At 46.1% G+C, this 12,666-nt stretch carries 8 protein-coding genes; 4 read left to right on the forward strand and 4 right to left on the reverse strand.

The annotated features are described in order from the left end of the window. Positions 1 to 268, forward strand: a 268-nt coding sequence (locus QUB52_RS17825; protein WP_332976225.1) for a hypothetical protein, incomplete at its 5' end; no start/stop codon positions are given. 85 nt (positions 269 to 353) lie between these two features. Here QUB52_RS17825 and QUB52_RS17830 read toward each other — a convergent pair. Continuing rightward, positions 354 to 1,238, reverse strand: coding sequence for a 4-hydroxybenzoate solanesyltransferase (locus QUB52_RS17830; protein WP_265239550.1), 885 nt, complete (start codon positions 1,236 to 1,238; stop codon positions 354 to 356). Between the two features lie 95 nt (positions 1,239 to 1,333). Between QUB52_RS17830 and QUB52_RS17835 the strand changes: the two genes are divergently transcribed. Next, positions 1,334 to 2,950 (forward strand): Ppx/GppA phosphatase family protein, encoded by a 1,617-nt coding sequence (locus QUB52_RS17835; protein ID WP_265239549.1) that lies wholly within the window; start codon positions 1,334 to 1,336, stop codon positions 2,948 to 2,950. A gap of 110 nt (positions 2,951 to 3,060) precedes the next feature. Further along, complete coding sequence (locus QUB52_RS17840) at positions 3,061 to 4,488, forward strand: protein adenylyltransferase SelO (protein WP_265239548.1); 1,428 nt, start codon at positions 3,061 to 3,063, stop codon at positions 4,486 to 4,488. A 41-nt stretch (positions 4,489 to 4,529) separates the two neighbouring features. Here the strand turns inward: QUB52_RS17840 and QUB52_RS17845 are convergent, their stop codons facing one another. Beyond that, positions 4,530 to 6,719 carry a tetratricopeptide repeat protein gene (locus QUB52_RS17845; protein WP_442923204.1) on the reverse strand — a complete coding sequence of 730 codons (2,190 nt, stop codon included), beginning with the start codon at positions 6,717 to 6,719 and terminating at the stop codon, positions 4,530 to 4,532. A gap of 227 nt (positions 6,720 to 6,946) precedes the next feature. Then, positions 6,947 to 9,142 (reverse strand): tetratricopeptide repeat protein, encoded by a 2,196-nt coding sequence (locus tag QUB52_RS17850; protein ID WP_332974181.1) that lies wholly within the window; start codon positions 9,140 to 9,142, stop codon positions 6,947 to 6,949. Positions 9,143 to 9,516: 374 nt separating this feature from the next. Between QUB52_RS17850 and mnmE the strand changes: the two genes are divergently transcribed. Next, positions 9,517 to 10,902: a tRNA uridine-5-carboxymethylaminomethyl(34) synthesis GTPase MnmE gene (gene mnmE / locus QUB52_RS17855; protein WP_332974182.1), complete on the forward strand. Its 1,386-nt coding sequence runs from the start codon at positions 9,517 to 9,519 to the stop codon at positions 10,900 to 10,902. Between the two features lie 199 nt (positions 10,903 to 11,101). Here mnmE and QUB52_RS17860 read toward each other — a convergent pair whose 3' ends face one another. Next, positions 11,102 to 12,640 carry a SagB/ThcOx family dehydrogenase gene (locus tag QUB52_RS17860; RefSeq protein ID WP_332974183.1) on the reverse strand — a complete coding sequence of 513 codons (1,539 nt, stop codon included), beginning with the start codon at positions 12,638 to 12,640 and terminating at the stop codon, positions 11,102 to 11,104. Positions 12,641 to 12,666: the final 26 nt, after the last annotated feature.

A 12,666-nucleotide genomic window follows, 5' to 3' on the forward strand; every position in this document is an offset into this window, starting at 1 on the left:
TTCACACAAGGTGTGGGTCAAACTCGCTGAACTTGCGCCGCTACTTATCTATCTGGAGTGCGTCGGAGTTTTTATGCGAAATTTCGGTTTTTGTAATATAACTTCACACAAGGTGTGGGTCAAACTCGCTGAACTTGCGCCGCTACTTATCTATCTGGAGTGCGTCGGAGTTTTTATGCAAAATTTCGGTTTTTGTAATATAACTTTACAAATACTTGGCAAAATCCCCGTTTTTAGGGGATGCAGAATGACGTTGAAAGAGATATAGGGCGGTTGAAACCGCCGTCTGTTCTTCAACCCGCGCACCATCCGGGTTTTGTTTGTATAGACGCGGTTTCAACCGCACGGTATTCTCAAAAAATATCCCCAACAATCATCCCCGCCAATATGACAAACCCAACCCAAACATTTTGGCGAAAGATTTGACCATAAACAGGTGTGGGAATATCATCCTTTCGCAGTTGACTGTACTGCAAAAACCACAAAATCGCCGCCGCACTAATCGCTATCCAAAAACCAACGTGCAACTGCAAATTAATGCCCATTGCTGCTAACAAACCGACCGTACCAACAAAGAAAAAACCCACAGCATTAGCTGCATTATCCCCGAAAAATATCGCGCTGGAATTTACGCCCAAACGCAGGTCATCTTCTCTGTCGCTCATCGCGTAAACTGTGTCAAATCCCATTGTCCAAAACACGACTGCTCCCCACAGCAACCAAGTTGCTATTTCTAATTGATTGACGGCGGCGCTCCAACTAATTAATACTGCAAATCCCCAGGCTATTGATAATACTAATTGCGGCACCGGAAAGAATCTTTTTGCTAGCGGGTAGCAGATAATTACTGGTACGGCTCCAACGCAGAGCCAGAAGCTTAAAGGATTGAGATAAAATGCCAGAATCGCGGCGCTTGCTAAGGAAATTAAGGCAACTCCTATTGCTGTTTGTACGGTGAGGGCGCGGGATGCTAGGGGGCGCGATCGCGTTCTTTCTACTTCGGGATCGATATCGCGATCCCACAAGTCGTTAATCACGCATCCAGCCGCACTCGTGGCTAAGGTGCCCAACACTATCACACCGACTAATGCTGCGGGCGGCGTTCCGTGGGCTGCTAAAAAGACGGCCCAGAGGGCTGGAATCATTAAAATTAGTCGCCCTGCTGGTTTGTCCCACCTCAAAAGCTTTACGATGGTTAGTAATTTGGATTCGGTTGGGCGATCGGGCTCTATAAGCATTTTAATTCTAGATTGGAGATTCTTAATATTTTAAGCCGATGGCTCAGTAAATTCATGGAATAATTAAAAATATCTGTCAACCCCGATACACTCCTATGGTTAATTCACTTGCTTCTGCGGAGTCAAATCGCATTATTGCCGCTATTGATATGGGTACTAACTCGTTTCACATGGTGGTGGCGCGGATCGATCCGAAATTGCCCGCGTTTACGATTATTGCTAGAGAAAAAGATACGGTTCGATTGGGCGATTGCGAGGCTAAAACAGGGTGTTTGAAGTCTGAAGTTATGCAAAGGGCGATCGCAACTTTGCGCCGTTTTCAAGATATTGCTAAAACTTTTAATGCTGAACAAGTCATTGCTGTAGCTACGAGTGCGGTTCGAGAAGCCCCTAACGGGCGCGAGTTTCTCAAACAAGTTGCTGACGAATTAGACCTAAATGTTAGCTTAATTTCCGGTCAAGAAGAAGCGCGGAGAATTTATCTCGGCGTACTTTCGGGAATGGAATTTAACAATCAGTCCCAGGTAATTATTGATATTGGCGGCGGTTCTACTGAGTTGATCTTAGGAGATAGTTCTGAACCGCGCTGTCTCACCAGTACCAAAATTGGTGCTGTACGCCTGACTGGAGAATTTGTCAAAACTGACCCGATTAGCAAGGAGGAGTTTGCCTATTTGCAAGCTTATATTCGGATTTCGCTGGAAAGACCGATCGACGAATTGCGATCGCAATTCAAGGCTGGCGAAACTCTGCGCTTGATTGGCACTGCTGGAACCATCGAAACTCTGGCTGCAATTAACGCTCGCGAAAAGCTGGGAACAGTTCCGAGTCCGCTGGCGGGCTATCAATTAAGTTTAAAAGATTTGCGCGATTTAGTCAATCGCTTTCGCAAACTTTCTTACTCGGAAAGGCTGGCAATTCCCGGAATGTCTGATAAACGGGCGGAAATTATTCTCGCCGGCGCTTTGATTTTGCAGGAGGCGATGGCACTATTAGGGATGGAATCGCTCACTGTGTGCGATCGATCTTTGAGAGAAGGCGTCATTGTTGACTGGATGCTGAGCCGAGGTTTGATTGAAAACCGCTTGCGCTATCAAGGTTCAATCCGCCAGCGCAGCGTTCTACACATGGCTGCAAAATATCAAGTTAACTTAGAACAAAGCGAAAGAACCGCAGAATTTGCGCTGAATTTGTTTGACCAAACCCAAGGAATTTTACACAATTGGGGAACTGAAGAACGCGAGTTGCTGTGGGCGGCGGCGATTCTGCACAACTCCGGTTTGTACGTCAGTCATTCGGCGCACCACAAGCATTCTTACTATTTAATTCGCAATGGTGAGTTATTGGGATACACTGAAACAGAGATTGAAGTAATTGCTAATCTAGCTCGATATCACCGCAAAAATCCTCCCAAAAAGAAGCATGAAAATTTTCAAATTCTCCCGAAAAGATACCGAGAAGTAGTGAGTAAACTGCATCCTTTTCTGCGGTTGGCTGTGGCTTTGGATAGGCGGCAGATTGGCGCTATTGCTGATTTCAAATGCGAACACCGCCCGGAAGTGCGAGAGTTTCACTTGCGGCTGCAACCGCTCAACCCCGCGGACGATTGCGCTCTGGAAATGTGGAGTTTGGATTATAAAAAGCCATGTTTTGAAGATGAGTACAATCTCAAATTAGTGGCAACTTTAGAACCGAGTCTGGTTGGAGTTTAAATACCAGCCAGAGCAACTGTAGGGTGCGCACTGCGCACCTTACGCATATATAGAACGACAATCAGCTAAAATATTTGGATCGATCGCCATTTTCAACATAAAATAGACAAATGTCAAATCCCTTACTTTCCCTCAACTACGAGCCCGCCCTCGAATCCCTCGGCGGCGACTACTTTGATGAAGTCCCGGCGGCCGATTTTCCCCAGCACATCCTCCGCTTCCGCAACGACCAATTATTACCGACATTGGGTTTAGACCCCTCAGAAGTAACCGACGAGCATTTCATCCAAGCATTCGGCAAATTTCACTGCGTGCGTCCATTTCTCGCACTCCGCTACCACGGCTATCAATTCAACGAATACAACCCCAATTTAGGCGACGGTAGAGGCTTTTTATACGGCCAAGTTCGCGGCACTGACGGCAGACTTTATGACTTCGGCACTAAAGGTTCTGGTCGCACTCCCTACTCGCGCAGTGCTGATGGTAGACTCACTCTCAAAGGGGGAATTCGCGAAGTTTTAGCTGCTGAAGCTTTGCAGCGATTGGGAGTTCGGACATCTCGCTGTTTTAGTTTAGTTGAAACCGGCGATGCTTTGTGGCGAGGTGACGAACCTTCTCCGACGCGATCGTCTGTAATGGTTCGTTTTAGTGAATCTCACATTAGGTTTGGCACTTTTGAAAGGCTAAATTATATCCGCCGCCCGGACTTAATTAAAAAACTTTTAGATTTTGTAATTGAATATTACTATCCTGAACTGCATTTAGCAGCTAGCAATTCTGGTGCTTCTTCAGAAGAAAAGTATGCACTATTTTATGCGGATTTAGTCAAGCGAGTAGCTGAATTGGTCGCTCAGTGGATGGCGGCAGGTTTTTGCCACGCGGTGCTGAATACTGATAATATGTCGATTACTGGTGAAAGTTTTGATTATGGGCCTTTTGCTTTTATACCAACTTATAAACCGGAATTTACGGCAGCTTATTTTGACCATTATGGTCTTTATTGTTACGGCAATCAACCGTTTGTTTGCAAGGGGAATTTGGAGAAGCTTCAGCAACCGCTAGCAGCCGCGATTTCTCAAGCTGATATGGATGCTGCTTTGGCAAAGTTTGGTGAGTATTATAATGTTGCTTACCGTCAGTTGATGCTGAATAAATTGGGATTTGAAGATTTGCCAGAGGCGGATGGTGATGAGCTTTTGAAGTTGACAATTAAGATGTTGGCGGAGTCTCAAGTTGATTATCATGATTTCTTTTGGCAATTGCGCAGACAGTTCGATCGCACTTGGCGAGATGATGTCAATCAAATTTTTAGTGACGCGGAACCTGGGGAGTTGTTAGCACCTTGGCGGGAGTTTTATTGTCACGTTTTGCAAAGTTTGTCGGCGGACGATATGGACAAAATGGCCCAAAGGTTGCGGAAGCACAATCCTGAACAATCGCTGTTGAGACCTACGATTGAGGCTGTTTGGGAACCGATCGCTCTTGAGGATAATTGGCAACCTTTTTATGATTTGGTTAAGCGAATTCAAGACTCTTAACGGTAATTTTGCAAGGTGCGCAATGCGCACCCTACGAATAACTATTTGAGCTTTTCAATCTCAAATTGTGTGTCTTTATAACCGCCAGTAAGTCCTTGATCGAGAAAGATTTTGCCCGCTTTTTCTAAGTCGCTAATCGCTCCTGCTTTGTCTCCTAACGATCGCCTAACCATTCCTCTACCGTAGTAAGCACCAGCATAATTTGGATTGATCCGAATGGCTTGCACGTAATCGCCGATCGCACTATTGTAATTATTTAACTGCTGGTAAACCTTGGCCCGATTGGCGTAAGCTTCAGCATCGTTGGGATTCAGCCCGATTGCTGCGGTAAAATCTGCGATCGCCCCTTGGCTGTCGCCCGCTGCGTTGCGAGCCAAACCCCGGTTGCTGAAAGCATTATAATCCTTGGGATTCACTGTCACCGCTTGAGTGCAATCGGCAATTGCTTTCGGATAATCCTTCAAATTTATATAAGCAATACAGCGATTGTTATAGGGAACCCCATCTTCATCGCTCAGCGCAATTGCTTGAGTGCAATCGTCAATTGCGGCTTGATAAGCTCCCAAATTTAACTGCGTACTGCAACGATTCGCGTAAGCATCTCCACTCTTGGGATCGATCGCAATTACCTGAGTATAATCCGCCAATGCTCCCTGATAATCTCCTAGGTGAAAGCGAGCTCTCCCCCGACTGTAAAAAGCATCAACATTCTGAGCATCCAGTTTAATTGCTTCTGTATAATCTCCAATCGCCCCCTGTAAATCGCTGTTACCAGCGCGAGCAATCCCCCGCGAATGATAAGCTTTAACCATGTTCGGCTGCAATCGAATTACTTCGGTAAAATCCTGAATAGCCGTCTTGTAATCTTGTATTTCTAAATAAGTAACTCCTCTTTCATAATATGTATTAACATCGTTGGGCTGGAGCTTCAAAACCTGAGTGTAATCCTCAATTGCTCCGCGCTTGTCGTTGAAATCACGACGGGCAAGAGCCCGGTTAAAATAAGCCTTGAAATATTTAGGATTGAGAGCGATAGTCTGACCATAATCGGCAATTGCTTCTTGATATTTTTTGAGGTCATAATTAGCATTACCCCGCTGATAAAAACTCTCAGAATTGTTAGGGTTTAATTGAATAGATTTATCAAAGGCTTGCAAAGCGGCCGCCGCATCTTGATTTCGAGAGCTTGCTACTCCCTTTTCGTAATATTCCTTAGCTTTGATTGGATTCGGGCGGCTACAATAATTAAACAAAAATACCAGAGCAATCGCCCCACAGCCAGCAAATATCAGCCACCAAAACCGAGTCCCCAACCGTAACCCAAAATTATTAGAAGACAGTAAGCTCGACGGAGATTTTTTTTTGTTTTGAGTCGTATTTCCCGCGTCTGGGCGGTGTCTCAACTTGCTGAGAGCTGCCAAAATTTCCTCAGCCGATAGATAGCGTTTGCTAAATTGGTGGCAGACCATTTTGTCGATTATATTTGCCAATACCGGAGAACATTGAGTTCGGTTGCGCCAAACAATTTCCCCGGTGTGAGAAGGATTCGGATCTTGCAATTTTGGCAAATCCGTACCGGGCAAACCCGTGATAGCTTGGATGGCCATCATCCCCACTGCATAAAGGTCACTGCTAAATTGTGGGTTGCCTTGAAATTGTTCGATCGGCATATAAGCCGGAGTCCCAGTCGCAATGGTGCGCGGAAATTCTGTATCGTAGTCGCTGACATGATTAGCAACTTCTTTAACTGAGCCGAAGTCAATTAAAACTAATTTGCCGTCTGGTTTACGGCGGATTAAGTTGGAGGGATTAACATCGCGGTGAATCACTCCCTGAGAGTGTACAAAAGCCAGAAGTTGTAACACTTCTTCCAATAGCAACAGCACTCGCTCTTCCCGCCAAGGTTGACCGGCCACAATTTCCCGATTTAGGGCGTGTCCGGGTACAAATTCTTCTACGAGGTAGAATTGATTATTTTCTTCAAAATAAGCGAGTAAAAAGGGAATTTGATCGTGTTTTCCCAGTTTTTCTAATATTTCTGCTTCTTGTTTAAATAAGCGGTAAGCTGTTTTGAGAACTGTGGAAGTGTTGCTGGGAGGCCGAAGCTGTTTGACTACACATTGAGGGTGGCCCGGACGGCGAGTATCGACAGCCAAATAAGTTTGTCCGAAAGCTCCCGAACTGAGAATTTGCACTACGCGATAACGCCTGTCTAAAAGTTGACCAACCATGTTCATATCAATAATTGGGAATTGGGAATTGGGAATTGGGAATTGGGGATTGGGGATTGGGAATTGGGAATTGGGGATTGGGAATTGGGAATTGGTAGTGGGTGATTTTGACTTCTTTCTTCTTCCTTGTTGGTTATTCATTTTCCTACCTAATGACTAATGACAGTTGACTAATGACTGATGACTGATGACTGATGACTGATGACTAATAACTGATGACTAATAGTTTATTTAGGGTCGTTGATTTGTGCTTGTGCATTTTGAAAACCATCGGCTCTTCCTTGTTCTAAAAACAGGGTTGCAGCTTTCTGAAAATCCTCGATCGCCCCAGCCCGATCTTTGAGTTGGCGACGGACAAGGCCTCGGCTGTAAAAAGCGCTAGCATTGTTGGGGTTGATCCGTAGCGAATGAGCGAAATCCTCAACCGCTAAAGGGTAATTTTTTAGTCCTGAGTACAGAGTACCGCGATTGCTGTAAGCTATGGCATCACTGGGATTAAGCCGAATTGCTTGAGTAAAATCTTCCACAGCCCCCTGCTTGTCTCCCGAAGCCGATCGAGCTAATCCTCGATTGCTGTACGCCTTGGGATTGTTGCTGTTGAGTCCGATCGTCAAACTGCAATCTTCGGTAGCCTTTTGAAATTGTTTTAAATTCAGATGAGCAATGCAGCGGTTGTTGTAAGCTGCTTCATCTTTGGGATCGAGGCGAATTGCTCGGCTGCAATCTTCAATCGCTTTGTCGTAGGTTGCCAAATTTAAGTAAGCGCTGCACCGATTAGTATAAGCATCAGCTTGGTCTGGTTCCAATTCGATCGCCCTACTGTAATCTTCCATCGCTCCTTGATAATCTGCCAGATTAAATCTCGATCGACCGCGACTGTAGTAAACCCCAGCTTCCTTGGGGCTAATTTGAATCGCCTGGGTAAAATCCGCCATTGCTCCGGTTTTGTCGCCCGATGCCGATCGAGCTAAACCCCGATTGCTGTATGCTGTCGCATCGTTGGGATTAAGCCGAATTGCTTGAGTGTAGTCTTCAATTGCCGTGCGGTAGTCTGCCAAATCGTAGTAGGCTAAACCCCGCTGGTAGTAGGCCTCGCCGTCGTTAGGATTGAGCCGCAATACTTGGGTAAGATCTTCCAATGCCCCCCGCTTGTCGCCGGTGTCGCGGCGCGCCAGAGCTCGATTGTATATGGCTTTGGTGAAGCTGGGATTAACTTTAATTGCTTGGGTGTAATCCTGTATTGCTTGCTCTGTCGCGCCCATATCATAACGAGTATTAGCCCGCTTGTAGAAAGTTTCGGCATCACTGGCATTCAGGGCGATCGCTTGAGTATAATCGGCGATCGCACCTGTTTTGTCACCTTGCTGCGCCTTGGTAGCGCCCCTGGCCAACAATTCTTTTGCCCTCGCCGGATTTTGACTCTGCCAAAAGTAAATTATGACTGCTATCAAAATTAAAGCTGCCGGTATTGCAGCGAACAGCAACAGTCTGGTTGGGCGCTGTCTCGGCCGTTGACTCGTAGCCTTCCTGATGATCGTGGCTGGCGACGGCTCAAAATCGTATTTTACGGCGATTTGCTTGAGGTCGGTCAACACTTCGGTGGCATCTTGATAACGTTGCTCGCAGTCGGAGTCCACCATGCGATCGATCATATCTGCTAGGGTCGCCGAACAAGTCGCCCGATCGCGCCAGGGAATTTCGCCTTGGTTTTTTAAGGCACTCAGTTCATCGGGCGAGAGTCCCGTCACCGCAAGCTGGGCGATCGTACCTAGAGCGTAAATGTCGCTATTGTAACGGGGGTTGCCGATCGATTGCTCGATCGGCACATATAATATTTCAGCAGCCAACTCCTGTTTTTTTCCCAAAGGCTTTTTAACAGAGTTCGGGGAGGTTGGCGCCAACAAATGACAATTAGCGAGTTCCGGGTTAATTTCTTTGTCTAAGCTAAAGTCAATCAACACAAATTTGTCGTCTGACTCGCGCCGGATCACTCTATCTGGTTGAATTCTGCGATGAATGAACCCGTTATCGTGTATAAACACCAAAACTTCTAATATGGATGATAGCAGAGCAATTACTTTCTCTTCTGCCCAAGGTTCACTGGGTATCAGTTCTTGGCTTAAAGGTTGACCCGTAATAAATTCTTCAATTAAGTATAAACTTTGATTTTCCTCAAAATACGCCAGTAATTCGGGGATTTTGTCGTGTTTACCCAATTTCTCAATTATTTCTGCATTTCTTTGAAATATAATTTTGACTAATTCTGGAGTTTGCGAACTTGTGCCGAGAAGCCGCATTTCTCTAACCGTGCATTGCGGATATCCGGGACGGTGAGTATCTGCTGCTACATAAGTTTTTCCCACTTCACTTGAGTCTGTGACTTTAATGATGCGGTAACGTCTGTCTAGAAGTTGACCAATCATGCTATGCCCTCTGCCCTGTTAATGTTCGATTATCGCATGAAACCAGGATAGCAAAAAGATGTTGCTGACTAATTTAAGTTCGAGCAGGCCGTGAATGGGGCTTTCCGGGCGAGGGCTGTTCTGCAAGCCTCGTTAACAGTTGACAGTTGACAGTTGACAGTTGACAGTGAAGTTTTTAGGCAGGGGATTTAAGCCCCTGCCTAAAAACAATCCACCTAAAGGTGGGGGCTTAAATCCCCTGTGCCTCGGTAACGGATTCGCGAGCGAAGTCAAGCAGGGCGGGCACGCTCTTTTAATATCTTGGAAAAACCTCGCTAAAATTGTTTATCCTGTCAATGAGATATCTATAACTTTTGAATGTGTGAACAATAAAAATGTCTGAATCCCTAACAAAAGGAGGAACGATCGCAGCGATCGCCACTGCCATAGTACCGCAACAAGGCAGCGTCGGCATTGTGCGAGTTTCAGGTTCCGCAGCCTTAAAAATTGCCGAAACCCTGTTTCGCGCCCCAGGACGGCAAATTTGGGAGTCTCACCGCATTCTTTACGGTCACATCCGCCGCCCCAAAACTCAAGAATTAGTCGATGAAGCCTTGCTGTTAATCATGAAAGCACCACGTTCTTTTACCCGCGAAGATGTGGTGGAATTTCACTGTCACGGTGGCATTATGGCGGTGCAGCAAGTCTTGCAGTTGTGTTTGGAAAATGGCGCGAGATTGGCGCAGCCGGGAGAGTTTTCGCTCAGGGCTTTTTTGAATGGAAGACTAGATTTAACTCAAGCTGAAAGTATCTCGGATTTGGTGGGAGCCCAATCGCCGGCAGCCGCGCAAAGTGCTTTAGCTGGTTTGCAGGGAAAATTAGCTCAACCAATTCGCAAGTTAAGAGCAATTTGTTTGGATGTGTTGGCAGAAATTGAGGCGAGAATTGATTTTGAGGAAGATTTGCCACCTTTAGATGAAGGTCAAACTTGTTTGGAAATAAATCACATTTTGAGCGAATTGTCAAGGATTTTGGCGACGGCAGATCGCGGTGAATTGTTGAGAACTGGTTTGAAAGTGGCGATTGTTGGGCGGCCGAATGTGGGAAAGTCGAGTTTGTTGAATGCGTGGAGTAAGAGCGATCGGGCGATCGTCACAGATTTGCCCGGAACGACGCGGGATGTGGTAGAATCGCAGCTAGTTGTGGGCGGCATTCCGGTGCAGGTACTCGATACTGCGGGCATTCGCGAGACGGAAGACAAGGTAGAAAAAATTGGCGTTGAGCGATCGCGCGCCGCAGCAAAACAAGCCGATTTAGTATTGTTGACAATTGACGCAGCATCTGGTTGGACAGCAGGCGATTGGGAAATTTACGAACAAGTAAAACACCGCCAGCTAATTATAATTATCAACAAAATTGACCTAGTAAAAACAATCCCAGAATTGCCTTTTACCTCTGAAATTCACCCGATAGTCACCGCAGCCGCCGCCCTCGATCGAGGCATAGAAGACTTAGAAACAGCAATCTTAGATGCTGTCAGCGGGGGGAATTTGCAAGCAGCAAACTCGGATTTTGCAATCAACCAGCGACAAGCAGCAGCCTTAACTAGAGCCAAAATTTCTCTGGAACAATGCACGGATACTATTAAAAATAAATTGCCTTTCGATTTTTGGACAATAGATTTGCGCGGCGCAATTCAAGCATTGGGGGAAGTTACGGGGGAAGAAGTGACAGAATCAGTGCTGGACAGAATATTTAGCAGGTTTTGTATTGGGAAATAGATCAGACATACGGTTAAAACCGCGCCTACAAAAACTAAGTCCGCCGACGCGGACTAAAGAAAACAGGTAATTTTAAGCGCCCGGTCTTCTTATCTTCAACCCGCGCACCATCCGGGTTTTGTTTGTGTAGACGCGGTTTCAACCGCTCAGTTTTATGTGGATTATTTCATTTAACGAATATTATATTTACTAGAACGAGTTACGATCGCGGTCTTCCCAGCGTTGTAATATAAAGCACGGCCTCACTCGTAGGAATACCGAGAACGTCATTCACGCGATCGTCAAAAAAGCCCGCAATACCGCTGACACCCAAACGCAGTTGAACCGCTGCTAAATTCAACCTCTGGCCCAAATGACCGGCATCCATGTGCAAATATCGGTAAGCCCGATCGCCATATTTTGCTACAGCCCTGTTCAAATCCGCCGTATGAAACAACAGCGCCCCCGCATCTCTGCCCAAATCTTGCCCCAAACACAAAAAATGTAGCTCCCTGCGGAAATTTTTAAACCGAATTTGCCGCAATTCTTGAGCTTTCGGAGCGTAATAATAACAACCTTCTTCCAACCCATTCACTCCCGAAACAGCAATAAAAGTCTCGATCAAACTCAGATCGAAATAGTCGGGATAACCGTCTAATCCTTGGTCGATATAGTGCTGCGGCTGGTAAGTAAAATCCAGCATAGCTAGCAGTTCACCCAAGCTCAAAGAAGCACCTGTATAAGCACGGGTAGAACGCCTTTTGAGCATAGTATTTTCTAAACCTTCCAGGTTGACTCCCCAAGGAATCGAAGGAGTTACAGTCGAAACTTTAGTACAAAATGGAAAGTTGTATTTATCGTCTAAATCGCCTTCACTTTCATCGAATTTCCACCCATCAACTCCGGTAGGATCTGATTCTAACTCTGTCGCTTTATGGAGGTATCCTAAGAGTTGACCTTCGGAAATCTGCGGGTAATCTGTCGTGGTCTTTCCAGGCAAAGCTGTTTTGAATTTTGGCAAGTTTTGGTCGATATCTAGCAAGTCGGCTAAAGCAACTAAACAGATCGCTCCTTCTTGTTCCGAGTCGATGTACAGTAATTGATTGATAGCTTCGTCGGCAAATCCTCCAATCAGGTGAGGTCGGTAATCGTTGACGGCGCAAGCTAACTCGATATTGCTCAATAAATGACCAGTGTCTAGGAAAATTCGTCGATAAGCTCGGTCTTCGTAACGCCAAGAAGAACGGAAGAAAACAGTCGTAATTGCGATCGCCAATTGGGTATTTTCTAGCACTGGCGATCCAAAACAAGCTGTTTGCAACGCCGGCCAAACTTGACTGTCCCAAAAATGAACCAGCGTATGAGTTCTACACTGATAATTGTAGAGCCCCGCCGGCAAATGTGGCGTGCCACGGGAGATTAAATAAACTTCTGCTGGGTAGAGCCCGCCCGCCGACGGTGCCGATCGCAAATACAGGTAGCTGTCATCTACCGTCTGCACCTTCGCCGTCAGCCCGTAGCTGCACAGCAACAAGCTAGACAACCGATGCCACCAACCGGCATCGGGAGTGGCATTTGGATCATCCGAGGGGTCTTTTAGATAAGGCTTGAGGTCAAAATACGCTCCAATTTTATATTCTTTGAAGGGCACGGGTTGCTCTGTCCAATCTAGCTGTCTGCTTTTGGCAGCAATGGTTTCAGGATCGTATTTCGTCCGTTCGTGGTAGTGCTGAGCAATGGAGATGGGAAGTTCTGGCATATTTCAGTAGAGGATCAGCTTTGGTT

The organism is Microcoleus sp. A6-C6, from assembly GCF_036705955.1.
In the GTDB taxonomy this organism is placed as follows: Bacteria; Cyanobacteriota; Cyanobacteriia; order Cyanobacteriales; family Microcoleaceae; genus Microcoleus.

What these genes read in the sequence shown, in the direction of transcription:
- QUB52_RS17830 (WP_265239550.1), bottom strand. Translation starts at nt 1,238, where the DNA reads ATGCTTATAGAGCCCGATCGCCCAACCGAATCCAAATTACTAACCATC.
- QUB52_RS17845 (WP_442923204.1), bottom strand. Translation starts at nt 6,719, where the DNA reads ATGGTTGGTCAACTTTTAGACAGGCGTTATCGCGTAGTGCAAATTCTC.
- mnmE (WP_332974182.1), top strand. Translation starts at nt 9,517, where the DNA reads ATGTCTGAATCCCTAACAAAAGGAGGAACGATCGCAGCGATCGCCACT.
- QUB52_RS17835 (WP_265239549.1), top strand. Translation starts at nt 1,334, where the DNA reads ATGGTTAATTCACTTGCTTCTGCGGAGTCAAATCGCATTATTGCCGCT.
- QUB52_RS17840 (WP_265239548.1), top strand. Translation starts at nt 3,061, where the DNA reads ATGTCAAATCCCTTACTTTCCCTCAACTACGAGCCCGCCCTCGAATCC.
- QUB52_RS17860 (WP_332974183.1), bottom strand. Translation starts at nt 12,640, where the DNA reads ATGCCAGAACTTCCCATCTCCATTGCTCAGCACTACCACGAACGGACG.
- QUB52_RS17850 (WP_332974181.1), bottom strand. Translation starts at nt 9,142, where the DNA reads ATGATTGGTCAACTTCTAGACAGACGTTACCGCATCATTAAAGTCACA.